Origin of the sequence: Streptomyces bohaiensis, from assembly GCF_012033785.1 — a bacterium.
GTDB classification, from domain to species: Bacteria; Actinomycetota; Actinomycetes; order Streptomycetales; family Streptomycetaceae; genus Streptomyces; species Streptomyces bohaiensis.
In genome coordinates, this window is the sequence record NZ_JAAVJC010000006.1 from 21,685 (window position 1) to 48,638 (window position 26,954).

Consider the following 26,954-nt stretch of genomic DNA (forward strand, 5'->3'; position numbering starts at 1 on the left):
CCATGCGGTTCGGATTCACCGAGGAGGAGCAGCGGTTCCGGGCGGAGGTGCGCCGGACGCTGCGCACCCCGGACATCCGCGCGGCGGCCGAGGCCGCCACCGGTGCGGACGGCGTCGAGCCGGACGCGCGGCCCCTCTACCGGCTGCTCGGCCGAACGGGGCTGCTCGCGGTGCACTGGCCCGTCGAGTACGGCGGGGCGGGCCGCCCCGCGACCGACGCCGCCATCGTGGCCGAGGAGCTGGTGCGGGCCGGCGTCCCGGACACCTTCCACGTCAACAGCATCCAGATCGTGGGGCAGTTCCTGCTGATGGCGGGCAGCGAGGAGCAGCGGCGGCGCCACCTGCCCGCGCTGGCGCGCGGCGAGAGCTTCGCCTCGGTGCTCTACAGCGAACCGGACGCGGGCTCCGACCTCGGCGCGCTGCGGACGGCGGCCGTTCCGGACGGGACAGGGCACCGCATCTCCGGGACGAAGGTGTTCAGTCTGAAGACCCGCTTCGTCGACCTCGGGCTGTGTGCCGCGCGCACCACGCCGGACACCGGCCCCTACCGGGGCATCAGCCTGTTCCTGGTGGACATGACCGCGCCGGGCGTGACGGTCTCGCTCGTCCCCGGCATCGGGGACGAGCACTTCCACCGGGTCGACCTCGACGGCGTCCGGGTGTCGGAGGGCGACCTGCTGGGGCCGCGCGACGAGGGCTGGCCGCTGCTCAACGAGGCGCTGGCCGTCGAACGGACCGGGCTCGACTACCACCTCAAGGCCGAGCGCTGGCTCGACGCGGCGCTCGACGCGCTCACCGACACGGCTCACGACATCTCGCGCCCGGACCACCCGGACCACGGCGAGCACCTGGAGCGGATCGGCCGGCTGCACGGTGCGCTGGCGGCCGACGAGGTGCTGGTCTGGGAGGTCCTCGACGGTCTCGCCGCCGACCGGATCGACCAGCTCGCCACCGCGGTGGCCAAGTACCACGCCAGCGAACTGGCGCAGTCGGTGGCGAACTGGGCGGTGGACGTCCCGACACCGGCGCAGCGCTCCGCCCGTACCGCGGCGGCGCGTGTCCTGGACTCGGCCTACCGGGAGGCGCCGGGCCTCACGCTGTCGGCGGGGACCTCCGAGATCATGCTGCGGATCGTCGCCGCCTCGCTCGACTCCGTCAGCCAGGAAGGGTACTGAGATGCACCTCCACCCCGATCCGCTCCTGACCGAACTGCGCACGGCGCTGCGCGCGGGCCTGTCGGGCATCGGCGCCGGGACGGCGCTCCACGGCCCGCCGGTCACCGACGGCGGCCCGGGGCCGACCCGGCAGCTTCTCGACGCCCTGGGGGCGGACGCGTTCGAGCGCCCGGTCGCGGACGGCGGCCTCGGTCTCGGGGTCACCGCCGGGGTCGCGGTCAGCGAGGAACTCGGTCTCGCCGCGCAGGGGAACGCCTACCGCGCGCGGGCCTGGGCGGTGGAGCTGGGGAGCTCCCCGGACGCGGTGCCGGCCGACCCGGGCGCCGTCCCGGGCGCCGTCCCGGGCGGCGGCCGTGTCGAAGCCGTCGCGGTGCCGGGCGGCTGGGAACTCACCGGCACGGTCACCGTCGACACGGTCGACGCCCCGGCGTTCCTGGTCGCCGCGCAGACCGGCCGCGGGCCCGTCGTCCTGGAGGTGGAGCGCACCGCACCGGGGCTCGGCACCGATGACCGCTGTCTGCCGCCGGTGGTGCGCCTCGACCGGAGCTTCGTCGCCGCCGGCGCGGTGGTGGCTGAGCCCGGCGGCACCGCCGAGGGCGCGCTCGCCCGCGCCCGGTTGCGGCAGGCCGGCTACCTCCTGGGCATCGCCGCCGGTGCCCATCGGGTCGCGGTCGCGTACACCGGGCACCGCGCGCAGTTCGGCAGCCGGCTGCGCGATCTGCCGCCCGTGGCGTTCCCGTTGGCGCGTGCCCTGGTGCGGCTGCGCGCCACCCGGGCGGCGGTGTACCGCGGTGCCTGGCTGGTCGACACCGGCGCCGAGCACGAGGGCGGCACCGCACCGGCCGCGGCGCTGGCGACGGCGGCCGAGACGGCGCGCGAGGTGGTGCGGGTGGGCATGCAGAGCTGCGGGGTCCGCGCCATGACCGCGGAACTCGCCCTCCAGCGCTACCACCGGCTGGCCGCGGTCGAGGCGCACCGGTACGGCGACCCCGCGGCGCTGTGGCGGCTGGTGGGGGCGGAACGCCTCCGGGAGGCCCGCGAGGCCCGTCGGCGCAGCGGAACGGGCGCGTCCCCGGCGTGAGCCGGTGGACGCGGCCGCGGACGGATCAGCCGGCGCGCAGTGCTCCCGGTGCCAGCGGCTGCCGGTCGGCGGGCTCCTCGCCGGAACGGATCAGGCCCGTCCGGTACGCCAGGGAGACCAGCTCGGCCCGGTCCCGGACCCCGAGCTTGGTCCGCACCCGGTAGATGTGGGTGCGGACGGTGGCCTCGCCGATGATCAGTTGGCTCGCCACCTCCTCGGTGGACATGCCGCACGCCACCATCCGCGTGACCTCCCGTTCACGCGGCGTCAGTTCCGTCACCTCGGAGCAGACGACCGGCTCCTGCGGCTCCGGTTGGGCGCGGAACCAGCTGACGAGCCGCTCGGCGATGCTGGGCGCGAGGAGCGTCTGCCCCGCCGCCGCGGCCTGGACCGCCGCCACCAGCTCCCGCGGACTTGCGGACTTGTCGAGCAGGCAGCCGGCGCCGGCGTGAAGGACGTCGCTCACCGTCTTGTCGGACTGCGACGCCGTGAAGACGACGACCTCCGGAGCGTTCTCCTCGTGGGCGAGCCGGCGGATGAAATCGAGTCCGGAGATGGTCTGGAGCTCCAGATCCGTCACCACGACGTCGGGGCGCTCGGTGCGGACCAGCACCATGGCCTCCATGCCGTTGTGGGTGGTGCCGACCACGTCGATGTCCGGCGTCGCGTCGAGCAGCGTCCGGAGACCGTCCGCGATCACGGGGAGTTGGTCACAGATAAGCACCCTGATGGTCATTGCGTTCCCCCTCCTGGGCCTGGTCGCCGACGCGGCTCAGTCGTTGCCGTGGTTGTCGACGACCACGGGTTGTCCGGCCGGCATCGCGGCGGCTCGGTCGAGCGGCCCGGCGGACGGGGGGTGAGAGGATGCGGCGCCGACCGACAGGCCGCCGAGCACGAGGACCGAGGCGACGAACAGAACGAAGCGGCGCATGGTGGGGCTCCTTCTGGGAAGACGTGTGGTCCGACACGGCTGATGCTGCCGACCGGCCTTCCCCGCGCGTTCCCCTCCGGACACCCGGGCGATTCCCCGGTCCGCGGGCCGTTCACCTCCCGGCTCCGCCGCGTGCCCCTCCCTCCGGCCGAGCTCCGCACGGGCGCGCACGCGGGAGCCCCCGGTGGCCGCGGCAGGCGTCGTCGCCGACCCGCGCGGCCCCGGGGGCTCCGTCGACGCCCCAGAGCATGTGTGAGACCCCACGCCGGGCCCGCGACGGGCCCGCGACGCCGGCTACGGCCATCCGCCGCATTGTCGAAAGACGCCCGAACACCACCCGGTACGAGGGCGCCCCTCCGTCGTGCAGCTGACCGCGTCCGACGCCGCGAGCCGATCCGACGCGGGGTCTCACACCCGCTCTCACCCCACGGGCACCGCCGCTCCGTCCCCGGCGACCGCGACGTCGCCCGCCAGCTGCCGGTTCAGGTAGTCGCCGATCATCGCCAGCGCCTCACGGGCGACGGGGAGCTTGGCCGCGACGGCGAGGAACCCGTGGGGCAGCCCCTCATACCGGCGGTGCTCCACCGGTACCCCCGCCTCGGCGAGCGCGGCGGCGTAGTCGTCCCCCTCGTCGCGGACGGGGCACAGCTCGGCGGTCAGCACCAGGGCGGCGGGCAGGCCGCGGTGGTCGCCGGCCTTCAGCGGGGAGGCGTACGGGGAGTCCCCGTCGGCGGGGCGCTCCAGGTACTGGCTCCAGAACCAGGCGCTCGAATAGGCGTTGAAGAACATCGGGTCCTTGTTCTCACGCATCGACGCCGACGGGTAGTCGTTGTGCAGCGGCGGGTAGACAAGGACCTGGGCGGAGAGTTCCGGGCCTTTTCGGTCGCGCGCCATCCGCGCCATCGTCGCGGCGAGATTTCCGCCGGAGCTGTCGCCCGCCACCGCGATGGCGCTGCTGTCCGCACCGAATTCCGCCGCGTGCTCCGCCGCCCATTCCAGTGCCGCGTAACTGTCCTCGACGGCGGCCGGGAACGGATTCTCCGGCGCCAGGCGGTAGCTGACGGAGACCACGACGCAGGGGGTCAGCGTGGCGAGCGCCCGACAGATCGAGTCCGAGGTGCTCAGCGAGCCGACGACGAAACCCCCGCCGTTGAAGTAGAGCACCATCGGAAGCGGTTCCTCGCTCCGCGGCCGGTAGATCCGAACGGTCTGCGGGCCGGCGGGGCCGTCGAATTCCACGTCGTGGACCTGTGCCGGGTGCTCGTGCCAGTCCCAGCCGTCCGCCTCGGTCGCCGCGTCCGCCTCGCGGGCCTCCTCGACCGTCATCGTGTAGAGCGGGGTGAACCCGGTCGCCTCGCGGTAACGCCTGATCATTGCGTACGTCGGGTCGAGCGGCATGGGAACTCCTCATCATCGGCGCCGGAACCGGCCGTCCGGACACGGAAAGCATCCGGCCGACCGCCGAACACGACTGCGGTGTTTACCGGTGGATGGCGACCGGCGCCGCACTTCCGGCCGGCCGCACCGCAACGGAGATTAGGAGCACCTGCTTCCGCCACACGTCCGCGCAGCGCTTGCCGGGCCGGAATCGGTCCACTGAGCCCGGCCCGTTCCGGGTAATCCCCCTGTTTACCGCGCGGTCTCCCCGCCACTGACAGACTCGGTGCGTCCTCGGCATCAACCGGCCCCAGGGAGGCATCGTGTCCGACATTCTGGACGAGAAGATCGTGAAGATCGTGAAAGAGGTCGCCGAGCTGCCGGAGGAGTTTCTCGTCACCCGCGACCAGAATCTCCGCTCCGAGCTGGGAATCGACTCCCTCGGAATGATCGACCTGGTGATGCACGTCGAGAACGAACTCGGCATCGCGGTCGGCGAGGAGTCCACGGGCAGTTTCGCCACGGTCGCCGACTTCCACGACCACGTGCGCGCGCTCCAGTCCGACCCCGTCGCCTAGTCCGACCCCGTCGCCTGGGCGCCGTCCGGCGACCCCGACCGTTTCCCTGACGCAACGGAGTTCCGTGTGTTCGAGTTCAGCCTCCGCCAGGTCGCGTTGCGCGGACAGCACCCGGGGGAGGGACCAGGCGAACTGGCCGACCCTCCCGCGGACCTGACCGCGGTCGTCGGCGCCGTCGGCGACCAGTTCCGCGACTCCTTCACGCGCCTGTGCCTCTACCTCGCCCGCACCCACGACGAGGCGCCGGGACAGCGCACCGGCGACACCGTGGTGATCGGCACCGAGTACGGCAACACCGCGGCCCTGGCCGGCCTCCAGCGCCGCGCCGACTCCGACCGGATGCTGTCCGCGAAGGTGTTCCCCAACGCCACGTCGAGCTCCGCCTCCGCCTTCGTCAACATCGGCATCGGTGCCACCGGCCGCAACCTGACGCTCAACGCGGGTCTCCTCACCCCCGTGTTCGCGATCTGGCAGGCGCTGCTCGCACTCACCGGGGACCGGTCGGCGACCAGCAAGGTACTGGTGGGGGACGTCTACTCCCCCGAGGCGCTGCTGGACGCCGGCCGTGAACCCCACGGCCTGACCTGCCGCTCGGGGCTCGCCCACGCCACCTTCACCACGGGCCGGGAGTTCCGGGCGGAGTTCGACTTCGCCGCGGACCGGGACGAGGACGCTCCGCTCGGCGCCCGCGTCGACTCGGCCCGGCCGACGGACCGCAACGGCGCCTTCGCCACCGCCGCGTTCCTCCATCGCCTGGAGGAGCTGGAAGAGGGGGAGCGGGCCCAGCTCACCTGCCGCGGACCGAACGCCCGGCGCGGCGCCCTCGTCGTCACCCGCCAGGAGAACCCCATGGCACACCCCGGAGGTCGCGGTGCGTAGCTCCACTCCCGTCTTCGTCACCGGTATCGGCATCATCTCGCCGGCGGGCGCGGGCACCGCCGCCTTCTGGGACGACCTGTGCGCCGGACGCCACCGGTTCACCGAACTCGCCCCGCTCTACCCCGGGATGAAGCCGGGCGCACTCGGTGGTCGGGTCCCCGAGGACGCGCGGAAACTGGCGCTGGAACAGGTCAGCGCCCGCACCCGCGACCGCCCCCGGTCCGCGTCCGTCTTCGCCGAGTACGCCGCGCTCGAAGCGCTCCGCGACGCGGGCCTCGCCCCCGGCGAGGAGCTGCTGCGGGACGCCCTGGTGTGCATCGGCACCAGCGACGGCCAGGCCGACGCACTGGAGGACCTCGTCGCCGGCCGCCGGACCGCCGCCGAGACCGGCGGCTTCTCCAGCTACTCCATCACCGACGACGTCGCCGCGGCGGTCGGCTCACGAGGCCCCTCGTTCACCACCCAGAGCACCTGCGCCTCGGCCAACGTGGCCGTCTCCTGCGCGCTGGAGATGCTGCGCGCCGGAGTCGCCGACACCGCCGTCGTCGGCGGCTGCGACCCGTACTCCGAGAAGAACATCATCGGGTTCAGCTCGCTCCAGACCATCGGCGGGACACGGTGCATGCCGTTCGCGGCGGGACGACGCCACGTCACCCCATCCGAGGGCGCCGGCGTGCTGGTGCTGCAGACAGCGGACGCGCTGCGCCCCGGACAGCGGCCGTACGCCGAGATCGTCGCCGCGGCCGTCACCAACGACGCCCGCCACCCGACCGCGCCCGACCGCGACGGCGTCGCCGCGTGCCACCGGCGGGCGCTCGCCGAGGCCGGGATCACCGCCGACGAGATCGACGTGATCTTCGCCCACGGCACCGGCAGCCGCGCCAACGACGCCGTGGAGGGCGGGATCTTCACCGAGTCCTACCCCCGGGCGGCGATCACCGCCATCAAGGGCACGGTCGGGCACCTCATGGGGGCGGCCGGCGCGGCGGGCGCGGTGGCCTCCTGCCTGACGCTTCGCCACCGGCTGGTCCCGCCCACCGCGATCGACGCCGCCGAGGTCGAGGGCGACGTCAACCTGGTCACCGGCGCGCCGCGGCCGGTGCCGGGGCTGCGCCACGTCCAGAACAACGCGTTCGGCTTCGGCGGCAACAACGCGATCTGCGTCTTCCGGAGCGCCTCGTGACCCCGCCGCTGCGACTGGCCCACGACGGGCCGCTGGCTGTTCTGACCCTGGACAGCCCGCCGTTGAACCTGTTCGACCTCGCGATGTGGGACGCCTGGGAGAGCCGGCTGGCGCAGCTGACCGCCGCGCCGCCCCGCGCGCTGCTCATCAGGGCCGAGGGCCGGGTGGTCAGCGCCGGGGTCGACGTCCGGGTGTTCGCCGACACGGAGGCGGAGCAGGCGGCGGCCTTCTGGGCGGCGCGGCTGCGGACCACCCAGGCGCTGGAGGCGCTGCCGTGCCCGACCGTCTTCGCCGCGCACTCGCTCACGCTGACCGCAGCGTTCGAGCTGGCGCTGGCCTGTGACCTCGTCACCGCGACGGCCGCCGCCCGGTTCGGTCTGGTCGAGCGCAAGGTCGCGTTCACCCCGGCCATGGGCGGCACCCAGCGGCTCGCCGAGCGGGCCGGCCCCTCACGCGCCACCGAGCTGGTGATGACCGGTGACCTGTACCGGGGCGCGACGCTCGCCGAGTGGGGCGTGGTCAACGCCCTCTTCCCACCGGCGGAGTTCCACGCCGCCTCCCACGCCTACGCGATGCGGCTGGCCACCGGCCCGAGCAGCGCGCACGCCGCGACCAAACGCGTCGTCCGCGCCTACCGCGAGGGGGGCGTCCCGGCCGCCGACAGCGTCCTTCCGTCCACCGCCGCCACCGTGACACGGACCGACGACCACCGGGCCGCCGTCGCCGCCTTCCTGGCGGAGGGGCCGGAGCACACCACCGCCTACGTCGGCCGGTAACGCGTGAGCCGCCCCCCGTGCCGGAGGGTCCGGCCACCGGCGCCGCCCGGCGGCGGTCGGCGCGGTCGGCGGTCTGCGCCCGGCCGACGCCTGTCGCCACGGACCGCCGCGCAGCAAGCAACCCACCCGAGCGCGGGCCGCCCCGGACCGGGGCCGCGCCCGCGAGAGATGTGAGCCCCCATGTCCTCCACCCCGTCCCCGGATTCACCGAGCACCAGCGACGGCGCACCGCCGACGGCCGGAACCGACGGCACGTCGGGCCGGCGGGTCGCGAGGAACCCCATCGTCGCGGTCGCGCACGACCGGGTCATGCGCGGCCCCCTGCTGTGGAGCGTCATCGGCCGGTTGCCGCTCTACCTGATCTCCATCGCCATGGTGGTCTTCACCGTCCAGCGCGACCTCAGCTACTTCACCGCCGGACTGCTGCTGTCCGGCTACAGCCTGGGCGGCGCGATGCTCGCCCCGTTCGTCGCACGGTTCGTGGACCGCTTCGGCCAGCCGCCCGTCCTGCTGCTCACCGGCACCGTCTACCCGCTGGCCCTCATCGGCTTCGTCATGGTCGATCCGCAGGCGGTCGCGACGCAGCTGGTCTGCGCCGTGCTGGCCGGTGCCGCGATGCCGCCGATCAGCGGCTGCATCCGCTCGCTGTGGAGCGCCCCGGGGAACACCGAGCGGGTGGGGCTGTCGCTGGAGGCGGTGCTCGGCGAGGTCTTCGTGATCGGCGGTCCGCTGCTGTTCAGCCTGGTGCTGATCTGGGGCAGCCCGGGAGCGGCCCTCGTCGTCGGCGCCGTGCTCACCGGCGCCGGCGCCGTCGGGTTCGCGCTGACGCAGGCGTCGCGCGACCGTCGGGTCGCCACGCCCGACGGCAAGCGGGACCCGATGGGGGCGCTTCGCTCCCCCGCGCTGGTGCGGCTGATGCTGCTGCTGTTCGTCGCCGGCCTCGCGACCGGCGCCTACAACATCGCCGTGCCGGGATTCATCGAGACCCACGGCTCCGCCGGGCACATCGGGCTGATCTTCGGGGTGTGGGGCGTGGGCGGCATCCTCGGCGGGCTCTGGTACGGCAGCCGTACCTTCGCCCGACCCGTCGAGACGGTGTTCGCCTGGGGCCTGCTCGCGCTGGCCACCGCCTCCGCGCTGGTGCTGGCGGCCTGGGACAACTGGTCGCTGAGCGTGGCACTCCTCGTCCTCGGCCTGGTCCAGGCGCCGGTGATCGCCCTCTCCTACCAGCTGGTCTCCCGCACCGCCCGCGAGGGCTACGTCACGGAGGCGTTCACCTGGGCCATCACGGTCAGCATCGGCGGATCGGCGATCGGTTCGCAGCTCGGCGGCCTGACCCTGGAGGCGTACGGCACCTGGGCGCCGTTCCTCGGCGTGGTCGTCGTCATGCTCGTGGCCGCCGTCCTGGCGTTCGGCGCACGCGAGCTCTTCGCCGCCCCGCCCGGGGCGGCGTCGCCCGAGGACAAGACCGCCACCGAGCCCGCGGACGGCGGCGGCACGGCCGCCGGCGGTCCGGACAGCGGCGGTCCGGACGGCGGCGGTCCGGACGGCGGCGGTCCGGACGAGGTGGCGGCGAACGCCGGTGCCGCGGCGGAGGACGCCCCGGCCAGTGGCAGCCCGCTCGACGCAGCCGGGACCACCACCGCGCGGAGCTGACCGGCGGCCGGCCTCGGCTGCGTCGCCCAGCCCCGCACCACCGGCGCGCCCCACCCCCACCCCGGGCGGCGGGGCACGCCGGTGGTGCGGCACGCCTTTGGTGCGGCGGGGCGGCGGAGCGGCCCCCTCCCTCACGGCCGGGGAACCGGAGGGGAAGCCGGAAGGAAGCCCGCCCGGCACGCTGAGCCCATGACAGCGTGCTCCGCGAGAAATGCCCAGTTCAGGCTGCTGCTGGTGATGCCGGGGCATCAACTGGCCCGCAAAGCAGGCGAGATGGGCTTTCGCAGCTGGTCGCTGGTCGACGGCTCGCGGACCGAGCCCGAGTCGCTCGCCCGCCTGGAGGAAGTCTCCGAGGAGGTGCTGCGGGCCGACTTCACCGACGAGCAGGCCCTGCGGGAGGCGGTCGGCGGAGCCGCGCGCGCCCACGACCTCGACGTCGTCATCCACTGCGGCCACGGCGACTCGGTCCTGCCGGTGGTCCGGGAGGCCTGGCGGCTGGGGCTCACCCGCAACCCGCCCCGGGTCCACGAACAGCTCCGCACGGGCGCCCACGGGACCCCGGTGCCCGTCGGCACGCCCCGGGTGAGCGTGGAGACCCTGACCGTCGACGGCACCCACCACCTCGTCGGCATCACGGCACAACGCACCACCGGCCCACCCGACTTCCATGTGACCGGACACCTCCACCCCGCGCCGCTGGACGAGGCGGCGCAACGAGCCGTCGCCGCGGAGGTGGTGGGGCTGCTGACGGCCAGCGGCTACCGTTCCGGGCCGGCCCACACCCAGGTCGCGCTGCTCCCGCTGGGGCCGCGCGTCGTCTCCTGCCGCACGCGGCTCGGCGGCGACCGCATCCCGCTGCTGATCGAGGTCGCGCGCGGCTTCGACCCGGAGCGCGCGGTACTCGCCGGCCTGCTCGGGACCCGACCCGAGGTCGGGCCCGCCGCCCGGTACGCCGAGGTCGGGTTCTTCCTGCTTCCCGAGGGCGAGTTGGAGACCTACACCGGCACCGAGGAGATCGCGGTGACACCCTGGGTGCGCGGCGCCCGCTTCCCGTACAGCGCGGGCGACTGGGTCGCCCCCGTGGGCGACCGCCGCAACCGCCGCGCCTACGTGGTGGTCGAGGGGGACACGCCGCAACTCACCCGGGAGCGGATCGAGGACGCACGGCGCGACCTGGTCACCGCCATCCGCCCCACGGAGCGCTGACCCCGGGGGGCGTCGCGGCGCTGCCCCCGGGCCGGTACGACAGCGGCCCGACCGGGTACCTGGCACGACCTGACCCCGCCGCCGCGGCGCGGCCGGTTCAGCTGCGGCCCCGGCCTGCCCGGTGCCCGCCGTTTCCCGCTCACGGCAGCTGCCGTGAGCGAGCGAGGACCGATCCGCGGCTCGGCGCCGGGTACGTTCCGTCGCTCCCCACCTGGCCGTCCCCTGTGGCGTTGCGCGCCCGGCCCGGCGCCGGGGTCGGCCCGTGCCGGACGGGGTCATCGCCATGGCTCCCCCCGGGTGAGCCTGACGTGGACGCGCGCGGCACGGCGCGTCCGTAGCGTCCCCCGTACCCACCGACTCCAGCGGACCCGACATCGCGGTCGGGCCGCCGGCGGTGGTCGGCCGATTCCTCGACAGCACCTGGTGGTGGTATGTCCGAGAGCCCGCGTGGCAGCGTTGCTGCCCTGGAGAACTGGGTCGTCAGACCCGTCCGTCTGCCGCTGGTCCGGCGTCGGTGCCACGTCTGCGCCACCGACGGCTTCCGCACCTCGGGAAAGTTCCGTGTCAATGCGAACCACAAGCTGCTCGACATCTGGCTCCTCGCCCTCTGTACGGGATGCGACGAGACGACCAAGCTCACGGTGATGGAGCGGAGGCACGTGCGGTCCATCCGCCCCGACCTGCTGGACCGCATGCACCTCAACGACCCCGACCTGGCGGCCGAGGTGCTCCGGAACCCGGTGGTGCGACGCCGCAACCACATCGGCCTCGACTGGACGGGAGCATGGAGCCTGGACACCGGCGGGGCGTCGGCCGACGCGGACCGGGAGATCACCGACGTCGCGGTGCGGTTCGAGGCGCCGATACCCGTTCGCCCGTCCCGACTCATCGCAGAAGGCTGCGGTCGGTCCCGCGCAGACATCGAACGCCTGATCGAAGCGGGCCGCCTCGTCTCCCCCGCACGCCTCAGCGGCAGGATCTCCGGCGATTTCACCTTCACACTCCGAAGCTGAAGCCCCCGCGCCCGGCAGCCCTGAGCCGACCGGCGACGGCCGCGACGCTGCGTCCGGCCCGGACACCGCGAAGACCACCCTCACGACCCACGGCATACCTGGGTCTCACTCCCGTCCTGTGCTGTGTGGGCCGCCATGGCGGCCCACACAGCACAGGACGCCGCGCCGCACAGCGTGCACGCCGAGGCACCCGGCCAGACGCGGCGGCGCACCGGAGCGGCCAGCCGCCTTGCCGGGGGACGTCTGGGGGGCGCGCACTGATCGACGGCGGGATGCGGGCAGCGCAAGAGGGGGGGCACGGCCGCGTTCCGCCAACGAGGAGCCGCACACGCGAAACCCCCTCCGACCTGCGCTTTCGCGAGGTCGGAGGGGGTTTCTTCCCGCTGTGGCGGCGCCAGGATTCGAACCTGGGAAGGCTGAGCCGGCAGATTTACAGTCTGCTCCCTTTGGCCGCTCGGGCACACCGCCTGGGGTTGCTGCCTGGCGCCTGCGCGGCGTTCGGCAACGGGGTAAACCCTACCCGATGGGCGGGGGTGGTCCGCCACCCGGTTGTCGCCCCGGACCCGGGGCAACGGGTGACTAGGCTTGTCCAGCGGTACACCGTTACGTCCGAGCTACGCACGAGGAGCCCGACCATGGCCGACTCCAGTTTCGACATCGTCTCGAAGGTCGACCGGCAGGAGGTCGACAACGCACTCAACCAGGCGTCCAAGGAGATCTCGCAGCGCTACGACTTCAAGGGCGTCGGCGCCTCGATCGAGTGGTCCGGTGAGCGGATCGAGATCCGGGCCAACGCCGAGGAGCGCGTCAACGCGGTGCTCGACATCTTCCAGACCAAGCTGATCAAGCGGGGCATCTCGCTGAAGGCCCTCGACTCCGGCGAGCCGCAGGCGTCGGGCAAGGACTTCAAGCTGTTCTCCACCATCAAGGAGGGCATCTCGACCGACGACGCGAAGAAGGTCGCCAAGCTCATCCGCGACGAGGGCCCCAAGGGCGTCAAGGCGCAGGTGCAGGGTGACGAGCTCCGCGTCAGCTCCAAGAGCCGCGACGCGCTCCAGGAGGTCCAGCAGCTCGTCAAGGGCGCGGACTTCGACTTCGCCGTGCAGTTCGTCAACTACCGCTGAGCACCCGCCTCAGCAGTCCGCCGCGGAAGGGCCGGGGCGCCGCACAGCGGCGGTCCCGGCCCTTCGCCGTTCCTGCCCGGGCGGTTGTCACCGAGGCGGGGTCGGGCCGCGGTCCCCGTCGCGCGGGTCCGCGGCGCACCTGCCGCCGTCACGGCGTCGCCCAGGAGGGCCGCCGACGCCCGAACCATCGGTCGACCGTCCGGGGCCGAGCACGGGACGGTGGCGCGGCTGCCCGGCGGCCAGGGCAGGCAGCCCCGGCGTTCCGCCGCAGACACAGGCGCAGACGCAGCCGCACACAGCCGGACGCCCCGTGGCGCGGGGCGCGGCACGGGGCGTCTGCGAGGCAGTACAGCGGCGGACGGCAGGCGGCAGGCGGCGGCTCAGGGGAGCCGGGGCGCGGCAGAGCGGGGCGCGGCCGGGCGGGGCGCGGCCGGGCGGGGCGCGGCCGGGCGGGGCGCGTCCGAGCTCACCAGTGGTAGCCGGGGTTGGCGTCGGTGGGGACGATCTCGCGGCCCAGCGGCATCAGCGAGACCGGGATCATCTTGAAGTGGGCGATGCCGAACGGGATGCCGATGATGGTGAGGCAGAACGCGATGCCTGCGGTGATGTGCCCGATGGTGATCCAGATGCCCGCGACGATCAGCCAGATGACGTTGCCGATCCCGGAGAAGACGCCGGCGCTGGGGCGGTCGGTGACCCGGTAGCCGAAGGGCCAGAGCGAGTACCGGGCGATCCGGAAGCAGGCCAGACCCCAGGGGATCGTGACGATCGGGATGAAGCAGATGAGCCCGGCGACGGCGTAGCCGATGGCCATCCAGATGCCGGAGAAGACCAGCCAGATGACGTTGAGGACGGTCCTGATCACGTTGTTCTTCTCCTAGGGCGCACGCGGTGGCGGGTCCGGACGGCGACGGCCGGTCGTGGGTCGGGACGCGTGGGAGCGCCGCACGGTTGCTGTGCTGTTGTCCGGTGGCGGCGCGGCCAAACGCCGGGGTTCCATGGTGGCGTGCGGCGCGGCCGGTCGGCCGGTTCGACACCGCGTGCGCGCCGCCGGGTCAGCCGGTCTCGCCCGCCATGCGGCGGAGGCGGTCGATGCGGTCGGCCATCGGCGGGTGGGTGGCGAACATCCTGGTCAGACCCTCGCCGCGCCGGAACGGGTGCGCGATCATCATGTGACTGGCGGCTTCGATCCGGGGCTCGGGCGGCAGCGGCAGTTCCTGCGTGCCGCGCTCCAGCTTGGCCAGCGCGTCGGCGAGGGCGAGCGGGTCGCCGGTGAGCCGGGCGCCCGCGGCGTCGGCCTCGTACTCGCGGGACCGACTGACGGCCAGCCGGATGAGGGAGGCCGCGATCGGCCCGAGCAGCGCGACGAGCACCGTCCCCACGATCCCCGGGCCCCGGTCGGACCGCCCCGGCAGCAGCCAGGCGAACTGGACCAGGAACATGACGGCGGAGGCCATAGCCCCGGCCACCGAGGCGATGAGGATGTCCCGGTTGTAGACGTGGCTCAGCTCGTGCCCGATGACGCCGCGCAGCTCCCGTTCGTCGAGGACCGCGAGGATGCCCTCGGTGCAGCAGACGGCGGCGTTGCGGGGGTTCCGGCCGGTCGCGAAGGCGTTGGGGGCGTCGGTCGGGGAGATGTACAGCCGTGGCATGGGCTGGCGGGCCACGCCCGCGAGTTCGCGGACCATGCGGTAGAGCTGCGGTGCCTCGAACTCGCTGACGGGCCGCGCGCGCATCGAGCGCAGCGCCAGCTTGTCGCTGTTCCAGTAGGCGTAGCCGTTGGTGGCCAGCGCCGCGAGGAGCGCGACGACGACTCCGGTGGTGCCGAAGAAGCTGCCGACGAGAAGTATGAGGGCGGACATGCCGCCGAGGAGGACGGCGGTCTTCAGCCCGTTGGTGGAGCGGTGCACAGGTGCCTTCCGGGGTGAGCCGTCGGGCCCGCCGGGGGGCGGCGGCGGACCGGGCCGTGGTGGGGCGGGCGGCTCGTCTGGGGCGGTCGGGGACGGCGGGGGCCGTGGGCGGACGGTCGGGCTGCTGGTCGGGGTGCGGAGCGGGGCACGGGGGGGCTGCGGACGGGCAGCCGGGCGGCGGAGCGGATCGGGGCGGTCGGGCGTGGGGCGGGGGCGCCGCTGCGTTCCCTTGGCGCCGGCCGCGGGGCGGGCGGCCGGAGCGGCGACCGGGACGGGTTTCCGCCGCTATCGGCGGGACCTCCCGGATAACAGTGGACACTCCCGGTGTATGAACGCCGCGGTGCGCGGCACGGTTCCCGGTGGTCGCGGCACGGTCCGGCGACGGGAGCGGGCGCGTGACCGGGCGGGCGGCGGGGGCGCGACCCCCGCGGCGTAGGCGGCGGTCGGCGCGGGCCGCGGCAGCACTGTGGCACGGGGGCACTGCGGCACGGCGGGCATACGCGACCGTGCCGCGTCACCCCGGCGCCTCGTCGTCGAGGGGGCACCGGGGCACGCGGCATGGCTGGCAGCGGGCAGTCACGCGGCGGGGCGGCTACGCGGCGGAACGGCCCTGCGGCGGAGAGGGGTGGCGGCGAGGAAGAGCGGCGGAGGTCAGCGCCGCGCGGCGGCGACCCGTGTTCGCAGCGCGGCGAGTTCGCCGTACATCACGGCGCCCGGGCATTCGGTCGCCATCCAGTCGCAGTGGCCGCTGATGCTCTGCACTTCGCGCGTGCTGCCGTCGACCGGGTTCACGAACCGGATGCGCGCCAGCGGGTCCAGCCCGTGGAGCCGGGCGAGGGCGGCGCACAGCTCGGTCACCGCGGTTTGGGCGGCCTCGGTGGGAGGGCGTCCTGTCAGGTTGCCCAGCAGCGCGATGCCGAGGTTGCCGGAGTTGGCGCCCCCGACGTGGGCGGCGGTGACCATGTTCCCCCGGGCGTCGTGGCCGGGCATTCCGGAGCCGCCGGACCAGCGGCCCTCGTAGATCCGGCCCGCCTCGTCGACGAGGAACTGGTAGCCGATGTCGCCCCAGCCGTTGTCGACGGCGTGGAAGTCGTAGATGGCGCGGACGACGGCCGCCGGGTCGGCGGCGTTGTTGGCGGTGTCGGTGTGGTGGACGGTGATCGTCTGGAGCGGGTAGAAGGCCGGAGGCATGATCTCCGTGCCGTCCGTACGGAACCGCTTGGACTCGTCGGCGCCCCATTCGGCTCGGGACAGGTAGGAGATGCTGCGCAGCCGGGGGTGCTCCTCGGGGACACGCGCCCGGCGGCGCGGGCCACCAGTGGTGTCGAGGGCCCGGGTCCGGAGGTTCCGGGCGCCCGTGGGCGGCTGGACCCGGTAGCCCGTGGCGCCGTCGGCCGCGATGAGCCGGGCGCCGCCATTGGCCGAGGAGCAGGTGGCGGGGACCGGTGCCCAGTCGCTGTCGCCCTCCGGGGTGCTGAACCGCACGCGGCCGCCCTCGTCCGGGCCGTCCCAGCGGGCGGCGACCCACCCGGCGGGAAAGGCGAGGGCGGCGACGGTTCCGGCGGCGGGCTCGCCGCTGCGGGTCTCGGGGAAGGCGCGCTCGACGGTCCCGCGCGCGGCCTGCTCCGTGGGAGCTTCGGTCGCGGGGCTGCCGTGGTCCCGCCCCGCTGCCGCGACGACGGCGGGGGCAGCGGCAGTGGCTGCCGCGGCGGCGCCGACGGCGCCGATCAGCCCGCGGCGGCTGAGACCGGGGACGCGGCGGTGACCGCCGACGGCGGAGCCGTACGGCGGGGCGTCGGACGGAGACGCGTCGGACGGCTGGGCGGTGGTGGATTCGTGGGGCGGCTGGGCCATGGGTGGGGTTCCCTTCGAGCCGGGGTCACGGGCCGCGGTCGGCCGCGACGCGGCGCACCCGGCCGACCGTGGGCGGCAACCTAGCAGCCGGTTCACCCGAACGGGGTTACGCGGACATGGCGTCAGAATGCCTGTCCGCGCGGGTGGTTGAGCTGCCCGACGGGTAGGACTGCTGCCCCGACGGGCACCCGGTGGTGCGGGTCAGCAGCAGCCCTCGCGACTGCCGCGCGCCCGGAACACGGCTCGTCAGAACAGGGTGCCGGCCGCCGTCAGCCCGAGCATCAGCTGCGGGGCCACGGAAAGGGCGAGGGCAAGCAGGGCGGTGACGGCGATCGCGACGGCGATCGGTGCGCCGGGGCGTGGCTCCCGGTCGGCGGCAGGCGGGAACCGTTCCGCGAGCGCCACCGGGGCGTCGGTGGCGTCCGAGGCCCCGGCAGCGGCCGTGCCCGGCGCAGCCGCAGTCCCTGTCCCGGCCGCGACCCCGGCCTGGCCTGCGCCTGCGGCCGCGGGCCCGGTCTCGGCACCGACCTCGGCCGCGGCAGCGCCGCGAGGGGCCGCCGGGCGGAACAGCAGCGCGGCCCAGCGGAGGTAGTAGACGAGCGCGATGACGACGTTGACCGCCGCGACGACCGCGAGTACCGCCAACTCCGCCTCGACGGCCGCCCGGATGACGGCGATCTTCGCGAACAGGCCCGCCAGCCCGGGCGGCAGGCCGGCCAGGCACAGCAGGAAGAAGCCCAGCGCGAGCGCCGTCAGCGGGTTCCGGTCGTGCAGGCCGCGGTGGTCGGTCAGCCGGTGGCGGCCGGCACGCTCCGCGACGTGGACGGCGACGGCGAACGTCCCGAGGTTCACCACGGCGTACATGACCGCGTAGGCGACGGTCGCGCCGATCGCCGTCGACCGGCCGTCGGCGTCGCTCGCGTAGCCGGCGGCCGCCAGCGGGACCAGCAGGTAGCCGGCCTGGGCCACGGAGGACCAGGCCAGCAGCCGCACGGTGCTGCGGTCGCCGTCGGGTCGGGTGCGGAGCGCGGCGACGTTGCCCGCCGTCATGGTGAGTCCGGCCAGTACCGCGAGGACCGGCCCCCAGACGCCGCCGAGGTCGGCGAAGGCCATGGAGGTCACCAGGATCAGCCCGGCCAGACCGGCGGTCTTGCTGACCACCGAGAGGTACGCGGCGACCGGCAGCGGGGCACCGAGATAGGTGTCGGGGACCCAGAAGTGGAAGGGGACCGCGGCCGTCTTGAAGGCGAAGCCGACGAGGGTGAGGACAACGCCGGCGCGGATCAGCGCGTCGAGCGCCGGGTCCGCGCCCGCCAGCCCGTCGGCGATGCCGCCGAGGAAGAGGCTGCCGGAGCCGGCGTAGACGAAGCTGATGCCGAGCAGGGTGACGGCGGTCGCGACGACCGAGGTGAGGAAGAACTTGAGGGCCGCCTCCGGCCCGAGCCGGTCGCCGCGCCGCAGCGCGACGAGGGCGTACGCGGGGAGGGTGGTGACCTCCATGGCGAGGACCAGGGTGGCGAGGTCGCGGGCGGCGGGGAGCAGGGCGGCGCCGGAGGCGGAGGCGAGCAGCAGGAACCAGAACTCGCCGCGCGGCAGCGCGCCGGTGGTGTCGTCGCCGCGCTGCCGTGCCAGTTCCGGCAGGGTGAGGAGCGCGGCGATCAACGCACCGCCGAGGACGATGAGTTGGATGACGACGGCGAAGGTGTCGGCGCTGTAGGAGCAGACCTCGGAGCGGTCGGCCAGGCAGAAGCTGGTGCGGTCCCCGCGGTGCAGCGGCAGCAGCGTGAGCAGCGCGAGGGCGAGCCCGGCGGCGGCGATGGTCCCCAGGTGCCGCTTGCGCTCCTCGGGGAGGAAGAGGTCGGTGAGGAGCACCGCGACGGCGGTGATGGCGACGACGGTGGGCGGGGCGAGGGCGATCCAGTCGATGGTCTGGACGAGGCTCATCGGCCGACTCCTTCCAGCAGGAGCTGCACGGCGGGGTCGGTCAGCCGCAGCAGCAGCGCGGGCCAGAGGCCGATCAGCAGGGTGAGGGCGGCGAGCGGCAGGAGGAGCGCCGACTCGTCCCGGTGGAGGTCGGGCAGATCCGGCTGCCGCACGGCTTCGCCCGGGGGCGCCGCGGTTGCCGTACCGGTGGCGGTCGCCGTGGCGGCGCCGGTCGCTGCGGCAGCGCCGGTCGCCGTGCCGGTCGCCGCGGGGATCGTGCCCGCGTCGGTGGCCGGCGCGGGGGTGGCGCCGTGCGCGCCCGGGCGGGCATCGTCGGCGGTGGCCGGTGCGGGGTCGGGCGAGGTGCCCGCGCAGACCCGGCGGACCACCTGGAGCAGGTAGGCGGCCGTCAGCAGGGTGCCGAGCCCTGCCAGGGCGAGGCAGACGACGAACACCGGGCGGCTGAGGCCCTCGGCGGGGTTGAACGCCCCGAGCATCGCCAGGAGTTCGCCCCAGAACCCGGCGAGGCCCGGAAGCCCCAGCGAGGCGACGGCGGTGAAGGCGAGCAGCGCCCCGAGCCGCGGTGCCCGGCCGTAGAGCCGGGCCCCTCCGCCGTGTTCGGCGAGGCGGTCGAGGTCGGTGGTGCCGGTGCGTTCCCGGACCGCGCCGGCAAGAAGGAACAGCAGGGCGGTGATGACGCCGTGGGCGATGTTGGCGAAGAGCGCGCCGTTGACGCCGGTCGGCGTGAGGGTCGCGATGCCGAGAAGGACGAACCCCATGTGGCCCACCGAGGAGTAGGCGATGAGGCGTTTGAGGTCGCCGCCGGCGCCGGCGCGCACCAGGGCGAGGCAGGCGAGCGAGCCGTAGATGATGCCGGTGACGGCGAACGCGGCGAGGTAGGGGGCGAAGAAGTGGATGCCCTCCGGCGCGACCGGCAGCACGATCCGGACCAGGCCGTAGGTGCCGAACTTCAGCAGGACTCCCGCGAGGAGCACGGATCCGACGGTCGGTGCCGCGGTGTGGGCGTCGGGCAGCCAGCTGTGCAGCGGCCACATCGGGGTCTTCACCGCGAGCCCGATGCCGATGGCGAGGACGGCGAGGATCTGCGTGGTGCGGCTGAGTCCGTCGCCGTGGGCCTCGGCGAGCACCACCATGTCGAAGGTGCCGGCCTGGAGCCCGACCAGCAGGAACCCCAGCAGCATCACCACGGACCCCAGCAGGGTGTACAGCACGAACTTCCAGGCCGCGGCGGCTCGTTCGGCGCCGCCCCACCGGCTGATGACGAAGTACATCGGGATCAGCACGGTCTCGAACGCCAGGAAGAACAGGATGAGGTTGAGCGCGGCGAAGGTGGCGAGGGTGCCCGTCTCCAGCACCAGCAGCAGCGCGACGAGGCCACGCGGGCCCGCACCGCCCTCACCGGCGGGCGGCCGCCGCAGCACGTGCACGGCGCACAGGAGGCACAGCAGCGCGGTGAGGACCAGCAGCGGCAGCGAGATGCCGTCCACCCCGAGGTGGAGGCGGACACCGAACGCCGGGACCCACGCCACGTCCGTCACCGCCTGCGGCCGGTCGGCGGCGCCGCGGTCGAAGGCCGCCGCGAGCAGCAGTGTCCCGAGCAGTACGGCGCCGGTGACCGCGACGCCGATCCGCCCCGCGGTCCGGGTCGACTCGGGGCCGCGCGGCAGCAGGAGCAGCACCACCGCCGCGAGGAGGGGCAGGGTGACGACGGCGGCCAGCAGCGGCGCCGTCACGGAGTCGGTGAGCGTGAGCACGGGACGGTCAGCCTCCGGCGCTTGCGAGGGCGGTGGTCACGAGCAGCACGACGACGGCGGCGACCAGCACGGTCAGGTAGGTCTGGGCGTTGCCGTTCTGGGCCCGCCGCACGAGGCGGCCGAGGAGCCCCGGCAGGGCGGCCGCCCCGCGCACGTAGGTGTCGACCACGGTGCGGTCGACGAAGCGCGTGAGCCGCGCGGCGCCCTCGGTGGGGCGGGCGGCGAGGGCGGTGGTGGCGGCGTCGAGGCGGAACCCGGCGGCGGCGTCGGCGTGGAAGCGCGAGCCGAGCAGCGACAGCCCGGGGTCGGGCGGTTCGTCCATCTCGTAGCGGCGGCGCCAGGCGGCCCAGGTCGCCGCGCCGCCGATGAGGGCGGCACCGGTGGCGACGGCCGAGGTGGCGGGAGTGGGGGCGAGCGAGGTGCCGTCGAGCCAGGACGGCAGCCAGCGGTAGCCGAGCCCCATCAGCAGCGCGGGGACGGCCAGCAGCCAGAGCACGAGGGTGGTGACACCGCTGACGGCCGGGGGCTGCGGCAGCGGCTCGGGGCGCGCCGAGACCGGGTCGTGGAAGGCCATGAGCCAGAGCCGGGTCGCGTAGGCGGCGGTGAGCAGCGCCGTCAGCAGGGTGGCGGCGAGCACCAGCCAGGCGCCCGCGGCCGGTACGCCCGCGGGGGCGCCGGCAGGGTCGAGCGCCGCGGTCTCCGCCGCGTGCAGGATCGCCTCCTTGGAGAAGAACCCGGAGAACGGCGGGATGGCGGCGAGGGCGAGCAGACCGATGGTCATCGCCCAGAACGCGTCGGGGGCGCGGCGCTTTATGTCGCGGGTCCGGGCCATGACGCCGAGGGAGCCGGTGCCGGCGACGGTGATCAGGACACCGGCGGCGAGGAACAGCAGGGCCTTGAACGCGCCGTGCGTCAGCAGGTGGAAGACGGCGGCGTCGCGGCTGCCGACGGCCAGTGCGCCCGCCATGAGGCCGAGTTGGCCGATGGTGGAGTAGGCGAGGACCCGTTTGAGGTCGTCCTGGGCGAGGGCGGCGACCGCCGCCCCGACGGCGGTGAGGGCGGCGACGACGGCGAGGACCAGCAGCGCGGCGGTGGAGGCGGTGAAGACCGGCAGCAGCCGCGCCACGACGTAGACACCGGCGGCGACCATGGTCGCCGCGTGGATGAGGGCGGAGGCCGGGGTGGGGCCGGCCATCGCGCCGGGCAGCCAGGTGTGGAGCGGGAACTGCGCGGACTTGCCCGCGACCCCGGCGAGCAGCAGCAGCGCGACGAGGGTGGGGCGCTCCAGCTCGAAGTCGGCGAGGGAGGAGGTGAGTCCGTTGACGATGTGGCTGATGCGGAAGGTGCCCGCCTCGGAGGCGAGGACGAGGATGCCGATGAGGAACGGCACGTCGCCGAGCTTGGTCACCAGGAACGCCTTGAGGGCCGCGGCGCGGGCGGCGGGGCGCTCCCAGTAGTGGCCGACGAGGAAGTACGAGCAGATGCCCATGACTTCCCAACCGACGAGCAGCACGATCAGGTCGTCGGTGTAGACGACGAGCAGCATCGCGGCGGTGAAGAGCGAGACCAGCGCCGCGTAGGAGGGGTAGCGGGGGTCGTCGCGGAGGTAGCCGGTCGAGTAGAGCTGGACGGCCGTGGCGACGACGGCGACCAGCGCGGCGACGAGGACGGCGAACCCGTCGAGGTGGAGCGCCAGTTCGATGGGGAGGTCCGGGTCGCCGGTGGGGGTGAGGACGGTGGCCGCGGTGAGGGGGGCGTCACCGCCCTGGCGGACGGCGACCAGCACGGTGAGGGCGGCGGCCGCCAGCGTCGGCAGTACGGCCAGCGGTCGCACGAACCCGGGCGCGCTGCGGCCGGTCAGGAGTATCAGCGCGGCGGCGGCGAACGGCAGCAGCGGGACGAGGACGGCCGCGGTGGTGGTGGTCACGGGGTGGTGGTCTCCTGTCCGCGCGCGGCGTCGTTCGCGGTGGGCTGCTCCGCCCCGTCCGTTCCCCCGGTCGCCTCGGCGGCGCCGGGCCCGTCGCGCAGGGCGCGGAGCCGGTCGAGGGCGACGGTGCCGCGGCGGCGGTACACCAGCAGCACGATGGCGAGGCCGATGCCGATCTCGGCGGCGGCGAGCGCGATCAGGAAGAGCGTGAAGACCTGGCCGGAGTGGAGTTCGTCGGCCAACCACACGTCGAAGGCGACGAGGTTGAGGCTGACGGCGGCCAGCATCAGCTCCACCGACATCAGCACCAGCACGGTGTTGCGGCGGGCCAGCACCCCGTAGAGGCCGACGCAGAACAGCAGGACGGCGAGGGTGGCCGGGTGGACGAGGTGCATCAGCCTTGGCCCTCCTCGGAGTCGGCGCGGCGGGCGCGCGAGATGACGATGGCTCCGACGAGGGCGGCGAGCAGCAGCACCGACAGCGCCTCGAACGGCAGCACCCAGGTGCGGAAGAGGCTTTCGCCGAGGGCGTCGGACCGGCCGTGGGGGGTGGAGAGGTCGATCCAGGTGGTGCGGAAGGCGTCCACGACGAGCGTCACGAGGGTCGCGGCGGCGGCCAGCGCCACCACCAGCGCGAGAGGCCGGTTCCGGGAGTCGGCGTCGGGGGACGGTCCGATGGGGGCGCGGGTCAGCATCAGCCCGAACAGCAGCAGGACCACGACGGAGCCGAGGTAGATGAGGACCTGGACCCAGGCGATGAACTCGGCGGTCAGCAGCAGGTACTCGACGGCGAGGCCGCCGAGGGCGACGACGAGGTACAGCGCGGCGTGGACGAGGTGGCGGCTGGTGACGCAGAGGATCGCGGCGCCGAGCACGACCACGGCGACCAGCAGGAAGACGATCTCCACGCCGGAGGGCGAGAGGACGCTGCGACCGCTCTCCCCGGCGGCCGCCAGCAGCGGCAGCGTGACGGCGCTCACCGCGGCTCCCCCGTGCCGTCGTCGCCGGCGGGGCGGTCCTGCGCCTGGTCCTGCGCCTGCTCCTGGGCGGCGCGTTCGGCGGTGCGGCGGGCGGCTGTCAGCTCCTTGGCCTCGACGGCGGCCTCGGTGAGCGGCGGCGGTTCCGGCACCGTCCACATCCACTCGCGCAGCTTCTCGCGCTCGTGGGTGAGTTCGCGGATGTCGGTCTCGGCGTACTCGAACTCCGGCGACCAGAACAGCGCGTCGAAGGGGCAGACCTCCACGCAGATGCCGCAGTACATGCAGAGCGAGAAGTCGATGGCGAACCGGTCCAGCACGTTGCGGCTGCGCTCCCGTCCGCCGGGCGCGGCGGCCGGCACCGTCTCCTTGTGGGAGTCGATGTAGATGCACCAGTCGGGGCACTCGCGGGCGCAGAGCATGCAGACCGTGCAGTTCTCCTCGAACAGCCCGATGACGCCGCGGGTGCGCGGCGGCAGCGACGGCAGGTTCTCGGGGTACTGCTGGGTCACCGCACGCCGGGTCATCGCGCGGAACGTCACGGCCAGCCCTTTCGCCAGCCCGGAGCCGAAGCTCAAGAGATCACCACCTTGACGACGCCGGTCAGCGCGATCTGCGCCAGGGCCAGGGGAACGAGGACCGTCCAGGCGAACTTCTGGATCTGGTCGGCGCGGAGCCGGGGCCAGGCCACACGCGCCCAGATGACGAGGAAGCACAGCGCGCCGGTCTTCAGCAGCATCCAGAGCCAGCCCAGCTGGTCGGGGAACGGGCCGTGCCAGCCGCCGAAGAACAGCACGGCCGTCAGCGCGGAGATCACGACGATCCCCGCGTACTCCGCCAGCAGGAAGAGCGCGAACCGCAGCCCGGAGTACTCGGTGAACGCGCCGAACACGATCTCCTCGGGGGCGATCGGCGCGTCGAACGGCGGCCGGTGCAGCTCGGCGATGCCGGCGGTGAAGAAGACGAACGCGCCGACCAGCTGCCAGGGCACCCACCACCACTGGAACCCGTCGAGGATGCCGGTGAGGCTGAGCGTCCCGGCGGCCATCACCACCGAGGCCGCGGCGAGGATCAGCGGCAGTTCGTAGGCCATGAGCTGTGCGGCGGTACGCATGCCGCCCAGCAGCGAGTACTTGTTGTTGCTGGCCCAACCGCCCATCAGCTGGCCGAGGATACCGATGCCGAGGACCGCCAGCACGAAGAAGACACCGGCGTCGATGACCTGGCCGACGAGGCCGCCGGGGCCGAGCGGGATCGCGACGAGCACCACGCAGTAGGGCACCAGCGCGACGGCGGGAGCGAGTTGGAAGATCCGTCGGTCGGCGCCGGCCGGGACGGTGTCCTCCTTCTGCGCGAACTTCACCCCGTCGGCGACGAGTTGCGCCCATCCGTGGAAGCCGCCGGCGTGCATCGGGCCGACCCGGCCCTGCATGTGGGCCATGACCTTGTGCTCGGCCTGGCCGACGAGGAGCGGCAGGACGAGGAAGGCCACCAGTACGGCGACGACGCGCAGCGTGACGTCGAGCAGGTCCATCAGCCGTCCCCCTCGCGCCGGTCGGCAGGGCCCTCGGCGGTCTCGTCGTCGGCTGCGTCTGCGGTGTCTGCGGCGGTGTCGGCAGCGGTTCCGCCGATGGCCTCACCGGGGTCGGCCGGTCCGGGGTCGGCCGGTCGGGCCGCCGGGGCGCCGGTCGCCGTGCCGCCGCCGTCACGGTCGGCGTCCTCGGTGGTGGAGGCGCCTTCGGTCGCGGCGGCGGGGTCGGACCGCGTCACCGCGGAGTCCGGCTGATCCGCCTCGCCCCGCTTCGGGGCATCCGCCGGCTCGGGGGCGTGCCAGGGGGCGTCGGTACTGCGGCGGCCGGGCACCGCCGGCCCGTCGACGGGGGCGACCGGACCGGTGCCGGCAGCCCGTTGACTCGCCGAGCCGTCACTCGCCGACCGCGACCGGCGCGGGCGCCGGGGCTCCCCGCCGGGAGCAGCCTCCGGAGCGGTGCCCGTCGCCTCGCCCGCGTCACGCTGGCTCGCCGAACCGCCGCTCGCCGAGCGGGTGCGGCGCGGACGGCGGGGCGTCGCGGCGCGCGCCCGGGTCCCAGCCCGCGTCCACGACCTTCTTCTGCATGACGATCGCGCCGATGAGGACGGCCGCGCCCAGCAGCACCATCAGCACGATGCCGCCGACCTCCCCGGCCTCGGCCGCGTTGCCGACGAGCACGCCGAACCAGCCGAAGTCGGCGTCGCCGAAGGTGGTGTTCTCCTCACCGAAGGCGCCCAGCACCTTCAGGAGCAGCGCCGGCAGGATGGTGATCAGCACGCCGTTGAGGAAGGCGCCCAGCACCGCCCCCCGCCGGCCACCGGTGGCGTTTCCGTAGACACCGGCCGCGCCGCCGGTGAAGAAGTGCGGGACGAGCCCCGGCAGCACCAGGGCCAGCCCGAAGGCCGGGCCCAGCACCCAGGAGAGCAGGCCGAGGGTGACCAGCCCGCCGGTGAAGCTCGAGAGGAAGCCCACCAGCACCGCGTTCTGCGCGTAGGGGAAGACGATCGGCGCGTCGAGCGAGGGCACCGCGCCCGGGACCAGCCGCTCGGCGATGCCCTGGAAGGCCGGCACCAGCTCGCCGAGGATGGTCCGGACACCGAAGAGGATGACCGCGACGGCGATGCCGAACTGCAGGCCCTGCATCACCGACTGCATCAGGTAGTTGCCGAGGTTCGCGGCGGGCTCCCCGCCGTCGACGGCGAACGCCGCGAAGGCCTCCTCCTGGCCCGCGCGGCCCAGGAACAGCAGGGCCATGGCCAGGTAGATCACCAGCATCGACAGCGCGGTGGCGACCATCGAGTCGCGCAGGAAGCGCAGGCCCTCGGGGAGGTTCATGTCCTCGGTGGATCGGCTCTTCTTCCCGACCAGCTGGCCCGTCGCCCCGGCGACGACGTATCCCGCGGTGCCGAAGTGGCCGATGGCCACCGTGTTGTTGCCGGTGATCCGCTTGGTCCACGGGTGCGCGAACGCCGGCATGGCCACCAGCATGATGCCGAGCAGCACACCGCCGACGACCACCACGACCCAGGAGGTGTGGCCGGCGGTGGCGAGCACGATGGTGAGCAGCGTCGCCATGAACAGCATGTGGTGGCCGGTGAGGAACACGTACCGCAGCGGCGTGAACCGGGCCAGCAGCAGACTGACGGCGAAGCCGAGGATCATCAGCCAGGCGACACGCGCCCCGTACTGCTCCTGGGCGATGCCGACGATCGCCTCGTTGGTGGGGATGACGCCGTGCGCGCCGGTGGCGCCCTGGATCATCTCGCCGAGCGGGGCGAGCGAACCGACGACCAGCCCGGCGCCGGCGCCGATCAGCAGGAAGCCGAGGGTGGCCTTGATGGCGCCGCCGAGGATCTGACCGGTGGAGCGCCGGAGCGCGATCAGACCGGCCGCGGTGATCAGGCCGATGAGGTAAGCCGGTTCGCTGAGGATCTCGTTGACGACGAACTCGGCGAAGGACACGAGCCAGTTCATGGGGACGTCTTCCGTATCTGCCGCAGGGGTGGTGCGGGGGCGCCGACGGGGGGACCGGCGCCCGGTGGGGGCGGGGAGCGGGTGGGGCGTGGGCGGGGCCACCCC

General features: G+C 74.1%; 25 protein-coding genes and 1 tRNA gene. 10 read left to right on the top strand and 16 right to left on the bottom strand.

Features of this window, described 5'->3' with window-relative positions; genetic code table 11:
- Nucleotides 1–2: 2 nt before the first annotated feature.
- Nucleotides 3–1,175 (top strand): acyl-CoA dehydrogenase family protein, encoded by a 1,173-nt coding sequence (locus HCN52_RS01835; protein ID WP_168086551.1) that lies wholly within the window; start codon nucleotides 3–5, stop codon nucleotides 1,173–1,175.
- A gap of 1 nt (nucleotide 1,176) precedes the next feature.
- Nucleotides 1,177–2,256: an acyl-CoA dehydrogenase family protein gene (locus HCN52_RS01840; RefSeq protein WP_168086552.1), complete on the top strand. Its 1,080-nt coding sequence runs from the start codon at nucleotides 1,177–1,179 to the stop codon at nucleotides 2,254–2,256.
- A 25-nt stretch (nucleotides 2,257–2,281) separates the two neighbouring features.
- On the opposite strand, the gene HCN52_RS01845 is transcribed toward HCN52_RS01840, so the two are convergent.
- The 3 genes from HCN52_RS01845 to lipP1 form a co-directional block, all read right to left on the bottom strand.
- Nucleotides 2,282–2,992 carry a response regulator gene (locus HCN52_RS01845; protein ID WP_168086553.1) on the bottom strand — a complete coding sequence of 237 codons (711 nt, stop codon included), beginning with the start codon at nucleotides 2,990–2,992 and terminating at the stop codon, nucleotides 2,282–2,284.
- A 36-nt stretch (nucleotides 2,993–3,028) separates the two neighbouring features.
- Complete coding sequence (locus HCN52_RS01850; protein WP_168086554.1) at nucleotides 3,029–3,187, bottom strand: hypothetical protein; 159 nt, start codon at nucleotides 3,185–3,187, stop codon at nucleotides 3,029–3,031.
- A gap of 420 nt (nucleotides 3,188–3,607) precedes the next feature.
- Entirely contained in the window at nucleotides 3,608–4,585 is a 978-nt protein-coding gene (lipP1, locus tag HCN52_RS01855; RefSeq protein WP_168086555.1) for a LipP1 family hormone-sensitive lipase, read from the bottom strand.
- 302 nt (nucleotides 4,586–4,887) lie between these two features.
- On the opposite strand from lipP1, the gene HCN52_RS01860 reads away from it, so the two are divergent.
- From HCN52_RS01860 to HCN52_RS01890, 7 genes are all read left to right on the top strand, one after another.
- Nucleotides 4,888–5,142 carry an acyl carrier protein gene (locus HCN52_RS01860; protein WP_168086556.1) on the top strand — a complete coding sequence of 85 codons (255 nt, stop codon included), beginning with the start codon at nucleotides 4,888–4,890 and terminating at the stop codon, nucleotides 5,140–5,142.
- 66 nt (nucleotides 5,143–5,208) lie between these two features.
- Nucleotides 5,209–6,021, top strand: coding sequence for a hypothetical protein (locus tag HCN52_RS01865; protein WP_168086557.1), 813 nt, complete (start codon nucleotides 5,209–5,211; stop codon nucleotides 6,019–6,021).
- Nucleotides 6,014–7,204: a beta-ketoacyl synthase N-terminal-like domain-containing protein gene (locus HCN52_RS26055; protein ID WP_168086558.1), complete on the top strand. Its 1,191-nt coding sequence runs from the start codon at nucleotides 6,014–6,016 to the stop codon at nucleotides 7,202–7,204. The genes HCN52_RS01865 and HCN52_RS26055 overlap by 8 nt, the downstream gene beginning before the upstream one ends.
- Nucleotides 7,201–7,980, top strand: a complete 780-nt coding sequence (locus HCN52_RS01875) for an enoyl-CoA hydratase/isomerase family protein (RefSeq protein WP_168086559.1) — start codon at nucleotides 7,201–7,203, stop codon at nucleotides 7,978–7,980. Before HCN52_RS26055 ends, HCN52_RS01875 begins: the two co-directional genes overlap by 4 nt.
- Nucleotides 7,981–8,289: 309 nt before the next feature.
- Nucleotides 8,290–9,636, top strand: coding sequence for an MFS transporter (locus HCN52_RS01880; protein ID WP_245174800.1), 1,347 nt, complete (start codon nucleotides 8,290–8,292; stop codon nucleotides 9,634–9,636).
- A 189-nt stretch (nucleotides 9,637–9,825) separates the two neighbouring features.
- Nucleotides 9,826–10,842 carry an ATP-grasp domain-containing protein gene (locus HCN52_RS01885; RefSeq protein WP_168086560.1) on the top strand — a complete coding sequence of 339 codons (1,017 nt, stop codon included), beginning with the start codon at nucleotides 9,826–9,828 and terminating at the stop codon, nucleotides 10,840–10,842.
- Between the two features lie 431 nt (nucleotides 10,843–11,273).
- Nucleotides 11,274–11,855: a DUF1062 domain-containing protein gene (locus tag HCN52_RS01890; protein WP_168086561.1), complete on the top strand. Its 582-nt coding sequence runs from the start codon at nucleotides 11,274–11,276 to the stop codon at nucleotides 11,853–11,855.
- Between the two features lie 386 nt (nucleotides 11,856–12,241).
- On the opposite strand, the gene HCN52_RS01895 is transcribed toward HCN52_RS01890, so the two are convergent.
- Nucleotides 12,242–12,323: transfer RNA gene (locus HCN52_RS01895), tRNA-Tyr, on the bottom strand.
- 167 nt (nucleotides 12,324–12,490) lie between these two features.
- On the opposite strand from HCN52_RS01895, the gene HCN52_RS01900 reads away from it, so the two are divergent.
- The gene (locus tag HCN52_RS01900; RefSeq protein WP_167973990.1) at nucleotides 12,491–12,979 is read left to right on the top strand and encodes a YajQ family cyclic di-GMP-binding protein; all 489 of its coding nucleotides are present in this window, start codon (nucleotides 12,491–12,493) and stop codon (nucleotides 12,977–12,979) included.
- A gap of 466 nt (nucleotides 12,980–13,445) precedes the next feature.
- Here HCN52_RS01900 and HCN52_RS01905 read toward each other — a convergent pair whose 3' ends face one another.
- The 12 genes from HCN52_RS01905 to ulaA all read right to left on the bottom strand — a co-directional run bounded on the left by HCN52_RS01905 (nucleotide 13,446) and on the right by ulaA (nucleotide 26,849).
- Nucleotides 13,446–13,841: a YccF domain-containing protein gene (locus HCN52_RS01905; protein WP_168086579.1), complete on the bottom strand. Its 396-nt coding sequence runs from the start codon at nucleotides 13,839–13,841 to the stop codon at nucleotides 13,446–13,448.
- A gap of 193 nt (nucleotides 13,842–14,034) precedes the next feature.
- Nucleotides 14,035–14,889 (bottom strand): zinc metalloprotease HtpX, encoded by an 855-nt coding sequence (gene htpX / locus HCN52_RS01910; protein ID WP_168086562.1) that lies wholly within the window; start codon nucleotides 14,887–14,889, stop codon nucleotides 14,035–14,037.
- A gap of 651 nt (nucleotides 14,890–15,540) precedes the next feature.
- Complete coding sequence (locus HCN52_RS01915; RefSeq protein ID WP_168086563.1) at nucleotides 15,541–16,743, bottom strand: peptidoglycan recognition protein family protein; 1,203 nt, start codon at nucleotides 16,741–16,743, stop codon at nucleotides 15,541–15,543.
- Nucleotides 16,744–16,989: 246 nt separating this feature from the next.
- Nucleotides 16,990–18,687, bottom strand: a complete 1,698-nt coding sequence (locus tag HCN52_RS01920) for an NADH-quinone oxidoreductase subunit N (protein WP_168086564.1) — start codon at nucleotides 18,685–18,687, stop codon at nucleotides 16,990–16,992.
- Nucleotides 18,684–20,441: a complex I subunit 4 family protein gene (locus tag HCN52_RS01925; protein WP_168086565.1), complete on the bottom strand. Its 1,758-nt coding sequence runs from the start codon at nucleotides 20,439–20,441 to the stop codon at nucleotides 18,684–18,686. Before HCN52_RS01925 ends, HCN52_RS01920 begins: the two co-directional genes overlap by 4 nt.
- Before the next feature lie 7 nt (nucleotides 20,442–20,448).
- Nucleotides 20,449–22,368: an NADH-quinone oxidoreductase subunit 5 family protein gene (locus HCN52_RS01930; RefSeq protein ID WP_168086566.1), complete on the bottom strand. Its 1,920-nt coding sequence runs from the start codon at nucleotides 22,366–22,368 to the stop codon at nucleotides 20,449–20,451.
- Nucleotides 22,365–22,763, bottom strand: coding sequence for an NADH-quinone oxidoreductase subunit NuoK (gene nuoK / locus HCN52_RS01935; RefSeq protein WP_168086567.1), 399 nt, complete (start codon nucleotides 22,761–22,763; stop codon nucleotides 22,365–22,367). Before nuoK ends, HCN52_RS01930 begins: the two co-directional genes overlap by 4 nt.
- Nucleotides 22,763–23,347 carry an NADH-quinone oxidoreductase subunit J family protein gene (locus HCN52_RS01940; RefSeq protein WP_168086568.1) on the bottom strand — a complete coding sequence of 195 codons (585 nt, stop codon included), beginning with the start codon at nucleotides 23,345–23,347 and terminating at the stop codon, nucleotides 22,763–22,765. Before HCN52_RS01940 ends, nuoK begins: the two co-directional genes overlap by 1 nt.
- On the bottom strand, nucleotides 23,344–23,871 hold the full coding sequence (locus HCN52_RS01945; protein WP_168086580.1) for a 4Fe-4S binding protein: 528 nt from the start codon (nucleotides 23,869–23,871) through the stop codon (nucleotides 23,344–23,346). The genes HCN52_RS01940 and HCN52_RS01945 overlap by 4 nt, the downstream gene beginning before the upstream one ends.
- A 47-nt stretch (nucleotides 23,872–23,918) precedes the next feature.
- Nucleotides 23,919–24,878, bottom strand: a complete 960-nt coding sequence (locus tag HCN52_RS01950) for a complex I subunit 1/NuoH family protein (RefSeq protein ID WP_209314045.1) — start codon at nucleotides 24,876–24,878, stop codon at nucleotides 23,919–23,921.
- The gene (locus HCN52_RS01955; RefSeq protein WP_168086569.1) at nucleotides 24,878–25,114 is read right to left on the bottom strand and encodes a hypothetical protein; all 237 of its coding nucleotides are present in this window, start codon (nucleotides 25,112–25,114) and stop codon (nucleotides 24,878–24,880) included. The genes HCN52_RS01950 and HCN52_RS01955 overlap by 1 nt, the downstream gene beginning before the upstream one ends.
- A 238-nt stretch (nucleotides 25,115–25,352) precedes the next feature.
- Nucleotides 25,353–26,849, bottom strand: coding sequence for a PTS ascorbate transporter subunit IIC (gene ulaA, locus HCN52_RS01960; RefSeq protein WP_168086570.1), 1,497 nt, complete (start codon nucleotides 26,847–26,849; stop codon nucleotides 25,353–25,355).
- Nucleotides 26,850–26,954: the final 105 nt, after the last annotated feature.